We start from the raw sequence: 15,433 nt of genomic DNA on the forward strand, positions 1-15,433 counted from the left end.
GCTCTGAACGTTGACTTCACGGTAGAACACGTTCCAGTCTGTAAGCAATGAGAACGTGTTCTCCCCCCATGCACCACGTTTTGTCTGCGCTGATCGTGTGCTTCAATGGGGCTAGAGAGTGTCGTATCTCACTCGGCTCTCACTAGATGCTCTAACAAGATCGTCCCAGAATGACGCCCTGAAAGGCCATAGGAGTTCAACGTGGTGCACCCCAGCCTTCCCGCCGGATTCGACTTCACCGACCCGGAGATCTACGCAGAACGGCTCCCGATCGAGGAGCTCAAGGAGCTACGGAAGACGGCTCCCATTTGGTGGCAGGAGCAGCCCGACGGCATCGGCGGCTTCAACGACGGCGGGTATTGGGTCGTCTCCAAGCACAAGGATGTCAAGGAGGTGTCCCTGCGCAGCGATGTCTTCTCCAGCTGGGAGAACACCGCCATCCCGCGGTTCCAGGACGACATCACTCGCGAGGCCATCGAGCTGCAGCGCTATGTCATGCTCAACATGGACGCACCGCACCACACGCGGCTGCGCAAGATCATCTCCCGGGGCTTCACTCCGCGCGCGATTGGTCGGCTGCGCGACGAGCTGAACGAGCGCGCTCAACAGATCGCGAAGAACGCGGCGGCGAGTGGCACCGGTGACTTCGTGGAGCAGGTGTCCTGCGAGTTGCCACTGCAGGCCATCGCCGGTCTTCTCGGGGTGCCCATCGAAGACCGGGGCAAGCTTTTCAACTGGTCCAACGAGATGACTTCGTACGATGACCCCGAGTTCTCGCACATCGATCCGGCGGCGTCGTCGATGGAGATCCTGGCCTACTCGATGGAGATGGCGAAGCAGAAGTCCGAGAATCCCGGCGAGGACATCGTGACCACGCTCATCAACGCCGAGGTTGAGGGCGAGGGCAAGCTCTCCGATGACGAGTTCGGCTTCTTCGTGATCATGCTGGCGGTGGCCGGTAACGAGACCTCACGCAACTCGATCACCCAGGGCATGATGGCCTTCACCCAGTTCCCGGAGCAGTGGGAGCTGTACAAGAAGGAGCGCCCGGAGACGGCGGCCGACGAGATCGTCCGCTGGGCCACCCCCGTCACGTCGTTCCAGCGGACTGCCCTGGAAGACACCGAGCTCAGTGGCGTGCAGATCAAGAAGGGCCAGCGCGTCGTCATGATGTACCGTTCGGCCAACTTCGACGAAGATGTCTTCGAGGATCCGTTCAGCTTCAATGTCATGCGCAACCCCAACCCGCACATGGGGTTCGGTGGTAGCGGAGCGCATTTCTGCATCGGCGCCAACCTGGCCCGGTTGACCATCAACCTGATGTTCAACGCCATCGCCGATCACATGCCGAACCTGGCTCCGGCCGGCGATCCGAAGCGGTTGCAATCCGGTTGGCTCAACGGCATCAAGCACTGGCAGGTTGACTTCAACGGCGCCAGCGGCTGCCCGGTTCTGCAGTAGTTACTCAAAAGGACACGCACGCTATGGATTTTGCTTTCGCAGAGGAGCAGCAGGCTGTCTCCGATGTGGTTGAAGCGGTGCTCGCCGATCGTGAGTTCATCGGTGTAGTGCCCGCGGTCGGATACGACGACGGGTTGTGGCAGTCTCTGGCCACTAACGGTGTCCTGAGCCTCGCCCTGCCCGAACGGCTGGGTGGCGACGGACTGGGCCTGTCCGAGGTATCGGTGGCGCTGCGGGTACTCGGGAAGCACGGCGCTTTGACACCGGCCCTGGCGACGCTCGGATTCGGCGTGGTTCCCTTGGTGGAGCTGGCCTCTGAGGAGCAACAGGGCAGGTTCCTCGAGGGCGTCGGCTCCGGCGGAATCCTCACCGCGGCGCTGGACGAGCCCGGGTGCGCGTTACCCTCGTCGCCGTCGGTTTCCGCCGTGCGCGAGGGGTCCTCGCTGGTGTTGAACGGCCGCAAGATCGGCGTTCTGCATGCGGCCGAGGCAAATTGGATACTTGTCACCACCGACAATGGCGTCGTTGTGGTGGCACCCAACACTCCGGGTGTGACGATCGCCCGGACACCGACCGCCAGTAAGGCCGCCGAATACGCGGTGACATTCGCCGACGCGTCGGTGCCCGATTCGGATGTGTTAGCCGGATCTGTTGAGCGCGTGAACCAGCTTGCCCTCGCGGCGATAGGGTCCTACGCGGACGGATTGGTCTCCGGCGCCTTGCGTCTGACGGCCGATCATGTGTCGAACCGGGTGCAGTTCGGCAAGCCGTTGGCCACCTTCCAGGCGGTCTCGCAGCAACTGGCGGACGTGTACGTGGTTTCGCGGACATTGAACCTCGGTGTCACCTCTGCGGTGTGGCGTCTCTCGGCGGGTCGTGACGCGACTGAGGATTTGGACATCGTCGCGTTTTGGATGGCCTCGGAGGCTCAGCGAGTCATGCAGATCTGCCACCACCTCCATGGCGGTCTCGGCGTCGATATCACGTACCCGATGAACCGTTATTACTCGACGATCAAGGACCTGAGCCGCCTGGTCGGTGGGTCCTCCGAGCGCCTGGATGTTCTCGCCGCGGCGCAGGTTTAGGAGCCAGTGATGCTGATTGACCTCACGCCGGAACAGGCGAAGTTGCAAAGCGATCTGCGACAGTACTTCTCGAACCTCGTCACGGCCGATGAAACCCGCGGCATGATGGTCGACCGACACAGCTCGTCCTATGAGGCTGTGGTGCGCCGGATGGGCAAGGACGGCTGGCTCGGCGTCGGATGGCCGAAGGAGTACGGCGGACACGGATTCGGTCCGTTGGAACAGCAGATCTTCATGAACGAGGTCATACGCGCCGACGTGCCGATGCCGCTGGTGACGCTGCAGACCGTCGGTCCGACCCTGCAGAAGTACGGCACCGACGTGCAGAAGAAGAAGTTTCTGCCCGGAATCCTGGCAGGTGAAATCCATTTCGCCATCGGGTACACCGAACCGGAAGCCGGGACTGACTTGGCGTCCTTGCGTACCACCGCGGTACGAGACGGCGACCACTACATCGTCAACGGGCAGAAGATCTTCACCACCGGTGCGCATCAGGCCCAATACATCTGGCTGGCTTGCCGCACCGATCCAAGTGCCGCTAAGCACAAGGGCATCTCGATTCTGATCGTCGACACCAAGGATCCCGGCTACTCCTGGACGCCGATCATCACCAATGACGGTGCGCACCACACCAACGCCACCTACTACTCCGACGTACGGGTACCGGTGGACATGCTAGTGGGCGAGGAGAACTTGGGCTGGAAGCTCATCACCACCCAGCTGAACCACGAGCGAGTGTCGCTTGGCCCATCCGGTCGGATCGCAGGCATGTACGACCGCGTCTACGAGTGGGCCTCCAAACCGGGGCCCGATGGTGTGGCGCCGCTGTCACATGAGGACGTGCGTCGAGTCCTGGGCGAGATGAAGGCCGTATGGCGGCTCAACGAGCTGCTCAACTGGCAGGTGGCCTCATCGGGCGACGACATCAGCATGGCTGACGCCGCTGCGACGAAAATTCTTGCCACCGAGTGGATTCAGAAGCTCGGCCGACTCGGCGAGGGTGCCGTGGGGCGCTATGGCGATCCCGCCGACGCGAACACCGCAGAGACGCTGGAATGGCTTGATGCACAGACCAAGCGCCACCTGGTGATCACGTTCGGTGGCGGCGTGAACGAGGTGATGCGCGAGATGGTGTCGACGGCAGGACTGGGCACGCCCAGGGTTCCGCGGTGATGAGCGACTTGCGCGAAGAACAGGTAGATATGAGCGTGGTGGATATCCAGGAAGGCTTCTCCAGGATCAAGGCCGCCGGCCCCAGCGCCCCGCGATTGGCGCGGGATCCGGTGAACCAGGCCATGATCAACAACTGGGTCGAAGCGATGGGCGATCGCAACCCCATCTATGTCGACGAGGAAGCTGCCCGCGGGGCCGGTCATCCCGGCATTGTCGCGCCGCCAGCCATGGCGCAGGTGTGGACTATGGCCGGGTTATATGGCGAGCGCTCCGGAGACGACCCGTTGGGCCGGGTCATGGAGCTCCTGGATTCGGCGGGCTACGAGTCGGTGGTCGCCACCAACTATGAGCAGATCTACCACCGTTATCTGCAGCTGGGCGAGCAGGTCACCACCACCAACGAGGTGACCGAAGTCTTCGGGCCGAAGCAGACGGCGCTCGGCGAGAGCTGGTTCATCAACATCCACGCCGAGTGGCATGTGGGCGATGAGCTGGTCAATGAAATGAACTGGCGCATCATGAAGTTCCGCCCGGGCGCTAAGAAGTCGGCCAACGTACCGGAGGATCTCGATCCGTCGAAACTGATGCGTCCGTCGTGGTCACGAGACAGCGCATACTTCTGGGAGGGCATCGCGGCGCACGAGCTGCGGCTACAGGAGCGTCCAGACGGTTCGTTGCAGCATCCGCCGGTGCCCGCGGTGTGGCAGGACAAGGACGCTGAGATCGTGTATCAGGTGGCCAGCGGTCGCGGCACGGTGTACAGCTACGTGGTGCATCACGCTCCTCAGGTGCCCGGTCGCACACTGCCTTTCGTTATCGCGCTGGTGGAGCTCGATGAGGGTGTTCGGATGCTGGGCGAGCTTCGAGGGGTGTCGCCCGACGATGTTCAGATCGGGTTGCCGGTTCAGGTGACGTATCTGGACTTTCCGGCCGAGGGCGAGAGCCCGGCGTGGACTCTGTACGCATGGGAGGCAGCGTGAGTATCGACGAGCAGCTCGCGCGGGGGGCGCAAGCAGAAGTCGGCGAGAAGCTGCCCGAACTGAAACTCGAAGGCACTCCGACGTTCATCGTGTCGACAGCGCTGGCGACGCGTGACTTCCAGGACGTGCATCACGATCGGGATCTGGCGCAGGCAAAGGGATCCAAGGACATCTTCATCAACATCCTGTCCGACACAGGTCTGGTCGAGCGGTTTGTCACCGACTGGGCCGGGCCTTCTGCGCGCGTGAAGTCGATTTCGTTGCGGCTGGGTGTGCCGTGGTACGCCTACGACACCACTGTGTTCACTGGTGAGGTAACCGCCGTCGAGGACGGCGTGGTGGAAGTGGATGTGGTGGGCAACAACAGCCTTGGTGCGCACGTCACTGCCAAGGTCAAGCTGACGATCGGAGCAAGCGCGTGAGCTTGTCGGGTAAGGCCCATATCGCCGGTATCGGCGCCACCGACTTCTCGAAGAAGTCGGGCCGATCCGAGCTGAGGCTGGCGGCCGAGGCGGTGCTCGATGCGCTCGACGATGCTGGTCTGGCACCGTCGGAAGTCGACGGTTTGGTGACCTTCACGATGGACTCCAATCTCGAGACTGCCGTTGCTCGTTCGACCGGTATCGGTGAGCTCAAGTTCTTCAGCCAGATCGGTTATGGCGGCGGGGCCGCTGCGGCGACGGTGCAGCAGGCCGCGTTGGCGGTTGCTGCCGGTGTCGCGGAAGTCGTTGTCGCATATCGCGCATTCAACGAGCGTTCCGAGTTCCGGTTCGGTCAGGTGATGACCGGGCTGAGCTCGACCGCCGACTCGCGAGGCGTGGAGTACAGCTGGTCGTACCCGCACGGGCTGAGCACGCCTGCGGCCTCGGTGGCGATGATCGCTCGCCGGTACATGCACGAATACGGCGCCACGAGTGCCGATTTCGGAGCGGTATCGGTGGCGGATCGTAAGCATGCGGCCACCAACCCAAAGGCCTTCTTCTACGGCAAGCCGATCACCATCGAGGACCACCAGAACTCGCGGATGATCGCAGATCCGGTGCGGCTGCTGGATTGCTGTCAGGAGAGCGATGGCGGGGTGGCGATCGTGGTGACCACGCCCGAGCGAGCGAAGGATCTCAAGAACCGGCCGGTGGTCATCGAGGCCGCGGCCCAGGGGTCCGGTGATGATCAGTTCACCATGTACTCGTACTACCGCGACGAGCTCGGACTGCCCGAGATGGGGCTGGTCGGTCGGCAGCTGTGGGGTCAATCAGGCCTGACTCCCAACGATATTCAGACCGCGATCCTGTATGACCACTTCACCCCGTACACGCTGCTGCAGCTCGAAGAGTTGGGCTTCTGCGGTAAGGGCGAAGCCAAGGATTTCATCGCCAATGGCGCCATCGAGCTGGGGGGCAAGCTGCCCATCAACACACATGGTGGTCAGCTCGGCGAGGCCTATATTCACGGTATGAACGGCATCGCCGAGGGTGTGCGTCAGCTACGCGGCACGTCGGTCAACCAGGTATCCAACGTTGAGCATGTCCTGGTCACCGCCGGCACGGGTGTGCCGACGTCCGGCCTCATCCTGGGGTAATCGACTCAGCTCAGGAATCTGGCTATGCCCTGGGCGATGGCGGCGGCCAGCCGGGCTTGGCCATCCGCGCTGGACAGCATCGCGGCGTCGTCGCTGTTTTTCATGTTTCCGCACTCGATGAGGATTGCCGGGTACTGCGCCAGGTTGAGCCCGGCAAGGTCGGAACGCCCATAGAGACCATCGTTTCCACGATAGGTCGACGGCTGGAATCCGGAGGCCTTTAACTGATCGCGCATGGTGCTGGCCAAGCGCAGCGACGGGCCGCCCTGCGCTTCGTTGATGGGCGGATTCGAGTAGTTGACGTGAAATCCCCGACCGTCCCGGGGGCCGCCATCGGCATGAATGCTGACAATCGCATCGGGTTTCAAGGAGTTGCCGGTCGCGGCCCGCTGGTCGATGCACGGTCCGAGTGCGTTGTCATTGCCGCGCGAGAGCGCGGTGCGCACACCGGCACCGGTAAGGGCCTGGCGGATGTGCAGCACCACGTTCCAGTTGAAGGTGTGTTCGGGAAAGCCCGCGTCGGTTGCGGTGCCGCTGGTCTGGCACTCCTTGGTACGCCCCCGGCCGTCACTGACCTGCCGGGTGATCGAGCCATCATTGGCGCCGTTGTGGCCGGGATCGAGGAAGACGATCTTGCCCGCGATGGGAGATTGGGCATGAGCCAGGGCGGCGGTGGAGAGCATGGCAGGCATGCTCAACAGGACGGGCACGCTCGAGGCGTACTTGAGGACATCGCGTCGCGAGAGGCAGCAGGACCGCTTGGCGGGACCGCACGGGGAGGTCTGCACGCGGGAAAGCTATGCCCTGAACCTGGGGGACGGGACACGGACATGTGGCTTGGTTGAACTGTGACCGAGCCGAGACCGTATCGCAGTCACAGCTTTCTGACAGAAACCCCGGCGATGCTTGGCCGATGATCTATGGGGAGGCCTCCACCACGGCGGGCGTGCTGACCCGTCTGCGCGCGGACCTCGCCGAGACCTTTCGTCCGCCACGGCGATGGCTCGAGGGATTGGGCCTGAACCTCGCGCTGGCGATCGCGTACCTGATCATCTGGCAGCCAATCGCCGAACACGGACGCAAGCGCGACTGGGCGCTGCTTGTCGGCACCTACTTCGCCATGTTCATCTTTGCCGATGTGTCCGTGACCAACATGCTCGGTCTGGATGCCGATCGAGTCAGGCACGCACTGCGAGGTCATCGGTCGCTGCTCCATGTCTTGCTGGTCAAGAACATCGCACTGTTTCTCGTCGCTGGGCTACCGACACTCGTGCTGACGGCCTTTCTGACCATCCACCGGCAGCAGGCAACCCAAACCGCGATCACCGTGCCCGATGTCGCCGTGCACATCGTCAGCTGGCTGGGCCTGGGCAATGTGGTGTCGGTGCTGCTGCCCATGGTCGCCCGGCCGCTGCGGGAACGGTGGCGGCAACGGGGCGACCTGTTGGTCACCGCGCGATGGCTCCTTTATCTGGCCCTGCCGTACGGCGTCTACTACCTCGTAGCGCCCGTGGGAGGTATTCCACGGGCCATATTCGGGCGCAACGTATTCCACGCTATGCCGCTTACCGAGCGGTCCCTCATGGAGCTCGGATTGGGTATCGCGGTCTGGAGCATTGGCACCGCGCTTGCACTGGGTGTGAACCGCTACCGCGGGATACGGTGGTACTAGCCGGTCGGGCTACTTGTAGGTGAGCTCCACGTCGGCGAGTGCCGGGGCGTCCTCACGCTCGGCGACGACGGCAGAGATCAGCAGCCTGCCGTCTTCCTTCCAGATGCGGGTCTTGAGCGTCTCGCCGGGGAACACCACACCCGCGAACTTCGCGGCGTACGAGGTCACCCGCGAGGCATCCCCGTCGAGAGCGGCGTCCACCGCTGCCTTGCACACCACGCCGTAGCTGCACAGTCCGTGCAGGATCGGACGGGGGAATCCTGCCGCCGCGGCGAACGCGGGGTCGGAGTGCAGCGGATTGCGGTCTCCGCAGAGCCGGTACAGCAGCGCCTGCTGCGGCAGGATGTGCGTCGAGACTTCGAGATCGGCGGGACGGGACGGAGCCTCTCCCGCCGAGGACGGTCCACGCTCGCCGCCGAAGCCGCCCTCGCCGCGTGCGAAGATCGAGCGGCGGATCGTCCAGAGAGGCCCCTGATCATCGGAAGTGGTTGTCTCCGTGACGATGACAGCAGCCTTGCCCTTGTCCCAGATCTCCACGATCTTGCCCTCGGAACGGGCAGAGCCCGACGGCGGCAACGGCCGGTGCGCGGTCACCTGCTCGGTACCGTGCAGGATCTTGGCCAGGTCGATTTCGATACCCGGGAACGACACCTTGGGCGGCTCGACCGCGTGGAAACCGGAGGCCACGGTCGCGAACGTCGGCAACACCTGCGGGGTCTTGTCCTGCAGGTAGCGCAGTTCGGTCTCGCTTACTGGATCGGAACCAGCTCCGATCGCCAGGTGATACAGCTGCACATCGGAGGCGGTCCACGAGAATTCGGCGGGCTCGACGGCAGCACCCAGGGCGATATCAACGTTGATAGGCATGACCCCGACCCTACTTTCCGGCGATATCGAGCGCCGCGAGGTAACCCCACGTCATGGCGGGGCCAATGGTGGCGCCGGGGCCGGCGTAGGTGTGACCCATTACCGGGGTGCTGACATTGCCTGCGGCGTAAAGACCCTCGATGATGCTGTTGTCGTCGCGCAGCACCCGGCCCTGCACGTCGGTGCGTACGCCACCCTTGGTGCCCAGGTCGCCAGGCACCATCTTCGCCGCGTAGAAGGGGCCCTTCTTGAGCTCGCCCAGATTTGGGTTCGGCTTGTTGGTGGGGTCGCCGTAGTAGCGGTCGTAGGCACTCTTACCGCGGCCGAAGTCCTCGTCGGTGCCACTGCGGGCAAAGCCGTTGAACCGTTCGACAGTCTGGACCAACGCGTCCACGGGCAGATTTGTCAGTTCCGCCAACCCCTCGATGGTGTCAGCCTTGACGATGACGCCCGACTCGATCCATTTACTCGGAATCTTTTGTCCCGGCTGCAATCCGGCGAAGATGTACCGATTGCGGTATTCCTGGTCGAAGAGCAGCCATGCGGGCAGGTTTTCGCCCGGGCCCGGGCCCTGACCGTATTCGCCGCCGTACATGCGATGGGTGGCCTCCACGTAGGGCAGTGACTCGTTCATGAATCGCTTACCGGACGCGTTGACGATGATCGACCCGGGGGAGTTGCGCTCGGACAGCGCGAACCACGGCCGGCCCACCAGTGGAACAGTTGGGCCCCACCATGAGTCCTCCATGAACTCCAGTGCAGCGCCCAATTTTTCGGCTGCCAGGATGCCGTCGCCGGTATTGGCCTTGGCGCCGACGGTCCAGTCGGCGGTGATGGGGGCACGCTGGTACTTCACGCGCATCTGCTCGTTGTGCTCGAATCCACCGGAGGCCAGGATGACGCCCCTACGCGCCTTGATGACCGTCGGCTCGGAAGCCTCCGCGGCGCCCGTCTCACGTACGTAGACGCCCTTGACGCTGCCGTTCTCGATGTACAGATCGGTCAGCGCGGTGTTGAGCTTCACCGGAACCCCGGCGTCGCGCAGGCCGATACGCAGCGCCGCCGACAGCGCCCGTCCCATGCCGACCAGCTTCTTGCCGGTGCCCTGCGCCCAGAAGGTGCGCACGCCCACACGCAGGCTGCGCAGCACACCCCGCGGGTGGCGCTTGAGCTGGTTCAGCCGTACGTAATCTTGTTGGCGGACGACGACATTCAGTGGAACCTTGCCGTACGGTGGCTCCAGGTTGGGCAGCTCGTCGCCCAGCTTCTTGGCGTCGAACGGCTTGGGCTCCACCGAGCGGCCGGCCGAGCGTCCGCCCGGAGCCTCGGGGTAATAGTCGGAGTAGTTGGGCACCCAGTCGAGCTTCAGTGGAGAGTTCGCCAGCACGAACGAGAGCATTTCCGGACCGCGATCCAGGTAGGTGTCGATCTTCTCGCGGGGGACGACGTCGCCGATGATGTTGTAGAGGTACTCGCGGGCCGCCTCCGGGGTGTCGGTCTGGCGGGCCTTCTTGAGCACTTCGTTGTTGGGGATCCAGACGCCGCCGCCGGAACGGGCGGTCGATCCGCCGAAGTGGGGGGCCTTCTCGATCAGCACGGTGCTCAGGCCGTTGTGTGCCGCGGTGAGCGCCGCGACCATGCCGGCGCCACCACTTCCGACGACGACGACGTCGTACTCCTGCTCAGTCATGTAGAACACGTTATAGAATTGAGGCGGCCCGGCGCTACCGGCGCTGGCCTGTGGTTTCACCGCCCGGACACTTTGATGTTGCGGTGAAAACAGAAACTTGTTGCTGTTTTGGCTATATGACGGTGAGGGAGGCCCAGTGCCGGGTGATGTCGAGGTGCCTTCCCCGGATGTCATCATCGTCGGCTACGGGGTGGCGGGAGCGTCGGCGGCGCTGGCCGCGCTGGAGCGCGGGGCATCCGTGGCGATCCTGGAGCGATTCGACGGTGGTGGAGCTTCGGCCATTTCAGGGGGCATTTACTATGCCGGCGGTGGCACCAACATCCAGCGCGACGCGGGCGTCGAGGACACCCCGGAGCTGATGCTGGAGTATCTGCGGCTTGAGGTCGGGGACGCGGTGAAACCGGAGACGCTGCAGAAATTTGTGGACGGCAGCGTCGCCACCCTGGATTGGCTGCAAGGTTACGGAGTTCCGTTCGAAGGTTCGCTGGCTCCGTTCAAGACTTCGTACCCCACTAACGACTACTACCTCTACTTTTCCGGCAGCGAATCCTCTGGCATGGCGCGGGCTGCCACCGCACCCCGTCAGCGGGGGCATCGAGCGTTCGGTCGGGGCGTATCCGGTAAGGCGTTGTTCGCTCCGTTGGCGGCCTCCGCGGAGCGTTTGGGCGCCGACGTGTGGCGGCAGACCCGGGTCACCGGGCTGATCGTCGAGGACGGTCGTGTCGTTGGGGTGCGCGGGGTGACACTGAAGGGCGCGCCGACGTGGGTGCGGCGCGCGTACTCGCGGCTCACGCACTATGCGACCAAGCCGGGTATTTACTACCCGCCGATGCGAAAAGCGTTGGAGGGGCCCGCCTATGCGTTGGAGCGCCGGTTCGCCAAGCCGTATGAGATCCGCGCCAACGACGGAGTGGTGTTGTCTTCCGGTGGATTCATCGCCAATCGCGAGCTGGTCGAGCGGTATGCCCCGGCCTACCGGGACGGGTTGCAGCTGGGCACTGCCGGTGACGACGGCACCGCGTTGAAGCTCGCGGAACCGTTGGATGCGGCCACGGGGCACCTCGATGAGATCTCGGCGTGGCGTTTTATCGTGCCGCCGGCCGCGTTCCTCGGCTCGTTGTTGGTGGATGCCAAGGGCCAGAGGATGGTTGACGAATCGCGATATGGTGCCGCGCTCGGTAAGGCGATTGTGCAGAAGGCCGGCGGGGTTGGATATCTGGTAGCGGACAAGGCGTTGGTGAAGCGGGCCCGTCAGCAGCTGGGTTCGCAGACGCTGTGGTTCCAGCGAATACAAGCAGAAGCGTTTCTCAATGTAGGGCGCAAGAAGGCCGGATCCATCGAAGCGTTGGCGGCCAAGGCGGGTATCGATCCAGAGCTGTTGGCGCGCACCGTGTCCGAACACAATCGCGCCATCGCGGACGGCACCCCCGACCCGTTCGGGAAGCCGGACGACATCCGAGTCCCCATTGAGCAGGGCCCGTTCTATCTGTTCAACGTGTCGATCAAGACCAACATGCTGAATCCGTGTCCGATGCTCACTCTTGGCGGGCTGGTCGTCGACGAGGAGACTGGTGCCGTGCAGACCACATCGGGCGCGGCGATTCCGGGGCTTTATGCCGCCGGACGAGCGGCGGTGGGTATCTGCTCCAATTCGTATGTGAGCGGATTGTCCCTGGCCGACTGCGTCTTCTCCGGACGCCGGGCCGGGACCGAGACTGGGAGACACATAGATGCTTAGTTCCGACGTTCGCGAGGCCATCGCCGCAGATCTGGCAGAGGCTGAGCGCACCCGGGTGGCCATCGCGCCGCCCACCGACACCTACCCGGATTTCGGTGTGGTCGACGCCTACGAGATCCAGCTGATGAATATTCGCTCCCGCCTAGCGGACGGAGCCAAGGTCGTGGGGCACAAGGTGGGCCTATCGTCCGAGGCGATGCAGAAGATGATGGGTGTCCACGAGCCGGATTATGGGCACCTGTTGGCCGATATGGAGCTGTTCGAGGATGTCGCGGCCTCCGCGTCCAAGTTCCTGTTCCCGCGGGTGGAGGTGGAGGTCGGATTCATCCTGGCCGCCGACCTGCCGGGTGAGGACTGCACCGAGGATGATGTGCTGGCGGCCACGGCGGCATACGTGCCATCGATCGAAGTGGTGGATAGCCGGATCACCAACTGGCAGATCAAGATCTGCGACACCATCGCCGATAACGCGTCCTCGGCCGGGTTTGTCATTGGCAAGCAACGTGTTTCGCCGAAGGACATCGACATCAAGTCGATCGACGCGGTGCTGACCTGCAACGGCGAGAAGTTGGCCGAGGGCAGAAGCGATGCGGTGCTGGGTAATCCGGTGACCTCGGTGGCATGGCTGGCACGCAAGGTGGCCTCGTTCGGGGTTCGCCTGCGGGCCGGCGATGTGGTGCTGCCGGGTTCGTGCACACGAGCGTTTGACGCGCATCCGGGGGATGAGTTTTTGGCCGAGTTCGCCGGACTTGGTTCGGTCCGACTGGCTTTCGAGTAGAGGAGAATTGTGAGCAAGGCATCTGTAGCGATCGTCGGTTCGGGAAACATCAGTACCGATCTGCTGTATAAGTTGCAGCGATCCGAGTGGCTGGAGCCACGATGGATGATCGGCATCGACCCCGAGTCCGAAGGTCTCAAGCGCGCCCGCGGCTTCGGTCTGGAAACCTCGCATGAGGGGGTGGACTGGCTGCTGGCGCAGGACGAGAAGCCCGATCTGGTGTTTGAGGCGACGTCGGCGTACGTGCACAAGGCCGCCGCTCCGCGGTACGCAGAGGCCGGGATCCGGGCGATCGATCTGACGCCTGCCGCCGTGGGTCCGGCCGTGGTGCCGCCCGCGAATCTGCGTGCGCACCTCGATGCTCCGAACGTCAACATGATCACCTGCGGCGGCCAGGCGACGATTCCGATCGTTTACGCGGTGTCCCGCGTCGTGGAGGTTCCTTACGCGGAAATTGTCGCCTCCGTGGCCTCTGTCTCGGCGGGGCCGGGCACACGCGCCAACATCGATGAGTTCACCAAGACGACCTCCCGGGGTGTGGAGGTGATCGGCGGAGCCAAGCGCGGTAAGGCCATCATCATCCTGAACCCGGCCGACCCGCCGATGATCATGCGCGACACCATCTTCTGTGCGATTCCGGAGGACGCGGACCGGGATGCGATCGCCGCGTCGATCCACGATGTGGTGAGCCAGGTGCAACAGTACGTGCCCGGATATCGGCTACTCAACGAGCCGCAGTTCGACGAGCCGTCCGTGGTCAATGGTGGCAACCACGTCGTCACCACTTTCGTCGAGGTGGAGGGTGCCGGTGACTTCCTGCCGCCGTACGCCGGGAACCTGGACATCATGACCGCTGCCGCGACCAAGGTCGGCGAGGAAATCGCCAAAGAACTTCTATCAGCGAAGGTTTCGTAACATGGCTTCGGACACTGGAACTCAGCTTTTGGGCACCGACGGCATCTTTTTCGACGCCGCATGGGATGTGCGGATCACCGACACGTCATTGCGGGACGGCTCGCACCACAAGCGGCACCAGTTCACCGCCGACGAGGTGCGGGCGATCGTCGCGGCCCTTGACGGTGCCGGTGTGCCGGTCATTGAGGTGACGCATGGCGATGGTCTTGGTGGATCGTCGTTCAACTACGGCTTCTCTAAAACCCCTGAGCAGGAATTGATCAAGCTCGCCGCCGAGACCGCGACGAACGCCAAGATCGCGTTCCTGATGCTGCCGGGTGTGGGCACCAAGGAAGACATCATCGAGGCGCAGGGCAACGGTGGATCCATCTGCCGTATCGCCACCCACTGCACCGAGGCCGACGTGTCTCTTCAGCACTTCGGGCTGGCGCGCGAGCGAGGGCTGGAAACCGTTGGCTTCCTGATGATGTCGCACACCATCTCGCCGGAGAAGCTGGCCAAGCAGGCCCGGATCATGGCCGACGCCGGATGTCAGTGCGTCTACGTGGTCGACTCCGCGGGTGCGCTGGTTCTCGATGGTGTGGCGGACCGTGTTGCCGCTGTCGTGGCCGAATTGGGGTCGGATGCTCAAGTCGGTTTTCATGGCCACGAGAACTTGGGGCTCGGTGTCGCCAACTCGATCGAGGCGGTGCGCGCTGGTGCCAAGCAGATCGACGGCAGCACGAGGCGCTTCGGTGCCGGTGCGGGCAATGCTCCGGTGGAGGCGTTGATCGGCGTGTTCGACAAGATCGGTGTGAAGACGGGTATTGATTTCTTCGATATCGCGGACGCCGCCGAAGAGGTTGTGGCGCCCGCGATGCCGGCCGAGTGCCTGCTGGACCGCAATGCGCTGATCATGGGCTACAGCGGTGTGTACTCCAGCTTCCTCAAGCACGCCATCCGGCAGGGGGAGCGATACGGCGTGCCCGCGCACCAGCTGCTGCACCGCGCCGGTCAGCGCAAGCTCATTGGTGGGCAGGAGGATCAGCTCATCGATATCGCGCTGGAGATCCAGCGGGAGAACGCCGAAAAGACGTCGTAGTCGCAGCGCCTGCCAGGGGGCGCTCGTGCCTCTCGGGACGGGGCTGACGGGCCCCTCTGCAAGCGCATCGATCGTGTACATGGCGTGTCCCGGCGGGGCCGTCCGCCCGCCGGATTCTGGGTGGCCGACGGTTACGCGGGTTCTCGCGGCGTCGCGCAACGTGCCGATTCCCAGCAGACAACTGTGGCGGTGTGAAAATCGCCTCGGCAAGCGCTGCGGTGGCTTAGCCAGTTCGCGCTGATTGATCCTGAGACCGACTCGCACGCCGTGCTCGGTGGTTACCGCCGAGATCGAGCCGGTAGGGGATCACCTCGAACGCTGCGAGGACGTTGCCGTCTCCCTTAAGCTGCTGGTTGAGTGCGGGGGTCTATTCGGTTGGGTAACCAGCTTTGGTACCTGTGCGCTAGCAACTGA

General features: G+C 63.7%; 14 protein-coding genes. 11 read left to right on the top strand and 3 right to left on the bottom strand.

Going from position 1 to position 15,433, the window contains the following annotated elements; translation table 11 throughout:
* Window positions 1-201 precede the first annotated feature (201 nt).
* From B4394_RS24645 to ltp2, 6 genes are read left to right on the top strand one after another with little or no spacing between them, the layout of a single operon-like run.
* Window positions 202-1,461 carry a cytochrome P450 gene (locus B4394_RS24645; protein ID WP_078313059.1) on the top strand — a complete coding sequence of 420 codons (1,260 nt, stop codon included), beginning with the start codon at window positions 202-204 and terminating at the stop codon, window positions 1,459-1,461.
* 23 nt (window positions 1,462-1,484) lie between these two features.
* Window positions 1,485-2,546, top strand: coding sequence for an acyl-CoA dehydrogenase family protein (locus B4394_RS24650; RefSeq protein ID WP_078313060.1), 1,062 nt, complete (start codon window positions 1,485-1,487; stop codon window positions 2,544-2,546).
* A gap of 9 nt (window positions 2,547-2,555) precedes the next feature.
* A complete protein-coding gene (fadE29, locus tag B4394_RS24655) occupies window positions 2,556-3,719 on the top strand; it encodes an acyl-CoA dehydrogenase FadE29 (protein WP_078313061.1) in 1,164 nt (387 codons plus the stop codon).
* A gap of 35 nt (window positions 3,720-3,754) precedes the next feature.
* On the top strand, window positions 3,755-4,699 hold the full coding sequence (locus tag B4394_RS24660) for a bifunctional MaoC family dehydratase N-terminal/OB-fold nucleic acid binding domain-containing protein (protein WP_286142476.1): 945 nt from the start codon (window positions 3,755-3,757) through the stop codon (window positions 4,697-4,699).
* 2 nt (window positions 4,700-4,701) lie between these two features.
* On the top strand, window positions 4,702-5,121 hold the full coding sequence (locus B4394_RS24665) for a MaoC family dehydratase (RefSeq protein WP_502688543.1): 420 nt from the start codon (window positions 4,702-4,704) through the stop codon (window positions 5,119-5,121).
* A 2-nt stretch (window positions 5,122-5,123) separates the two neighbouring features.
* On the top strand, window positions 5,124-6,278 hold the full coding sequence (gene ltp2, locus B4394_RS24670; RefSeq protein WP_170915089.1) for a 17-hydroxy-3-oxo-4-pregnene-20-carboxyl-CoA lyase: 1,155 nt from the start codon (window positions 5,124-5,126) through the stop codon (window positions 6,276-6,278).
* 5 nt (window positions 6,279-6,283) lie between these two features.
* Here the strand turns inward: ltp2 and B4394_RS24675 are convergent, their stop codons facing one another.
* Complete coding sequence (locus B4394_RS24675; RefSeq protein WP_078313095.1) at window positions 6,284-6,970, bottom strand: Rv3717 family N-acetylmuramoyl-L-alanine amidase; 687 nt, start codon at window positions 6,968-6,970, stop codon at window positions 6,284-6,286.
* 221 nt (window positions 6,971-7,191) lie between these two features.
* On the opposite strand from B4394_RS24675, the gene B4394_RS24680 reads away from it, so the two are divergent.
* Window positions 7,192-7,950: a hypothetical protein gene (locus tag B4394_RS24680; protein WP_078316533.1), complete on the top strand. Its 759-nt coding sequence runs from the start codon at window positions 7,192-7,194 to the stop codon at window positions 7,948-7,950.
* Between the two features lie 9 nt (window positions 7,951-7,959).
* On the opposite strand, the gene chsH3 is transcribed toward B4394_RS24680, so the two are convergent.
* On the bottom strand, window positions 7,960-8,817 hold the full coding sequence (gene chsH3 / locus B4394_RS24685; RefSeq protein WP_078313065.1) for an enoyl-CoA hydratase ChsH3: 858 nt from the start codon (window positions 8,815-8,817) through the stop codon (window positions 7,960-7,962).
* 10 nt (window positions 8,818-8,827) lie between these two features.
* Entirely contained in the window at window positions 8,828-10,507 is a 1,680-nt protein-coding gene (kstD, locus tag B4394_RS24690; protein WP_078316541.1) for a 3-oxosteroid 1-dehydrogenase, read from the bottom strand.
* A gap of 97 nt (window positions 10,508-10,604) precedes the next feature.
* Between kstD and B4394_RS24695 the strand changes: the two genes are divergently transcribed.
* Genes B4394_RS24695 through dmpG form a run of 4 tightly spaced genes read left to right on the top strand, consistent with a single transcriptional unit; the run spans window position 10,605 to window position 15,019 of the window.
* Window positions 10,605-12,245 carry an FAD-binding protein gene (locus B4394_RS24695; protein ID WP_078316534.1) on the top strand — a complete coding sequence of 547 codons (1,641 nt, stop codon included), beginning with the start codon at window positions 10,605-10,607 and terminating at the stop codon, window positions 12,243-12,245.
* Window positions 12,238-13,023, top strand: a complete 786-nt coding sequence (locus B4394_RS24700; RefSeq protein WP_078313067.1) for a 2-keto-4-pentenoate hydratase — start codon at window positions 12,238-12,240, stop codon at window positions 13,021-13,023. The genes B4394_RS24695 and B4394_RS24700 overlap by 8 nt, the downstream gene beginning before the upstream one ends.
* Window positions 13,024-13,029: 6 nt before the next feature.
* Entirely contained in the window at window positions 13,030-13,938 is a 909-nt protein-coding gene (locus B4394_RS24705) for an acetaldehyde dehydrogenase (acetylating) (RefSeq protein WP_078313068.1), read from the top strand.
* A 1-nt stretch (window position 13,939) separates the two neighbouring features.
* Window positions 13,940-15,019, top strand: a complete 1,080-nt coding sequence (dmpG, locus tag B4394_RS24710; RefSeq protein WP_139360445.1) for a 4-hydroxy-2-oxovalerate aldolase — start codon at window positions 13,940-13,942, stop codon at window positions 15,017-15,019.
* The last annotated feature ends 414 nt before the right edge of the window (window positions 15,020-15,433 follow it).

The organism is Mycobacterium sp. D16Q16 (assembly GCF_002013745.1).
Lineage (GTDB): Bacteria > Actinomycetota > Actinomycetes > Mycobacteriales > Mycobacteriaceae > Mycobacterium.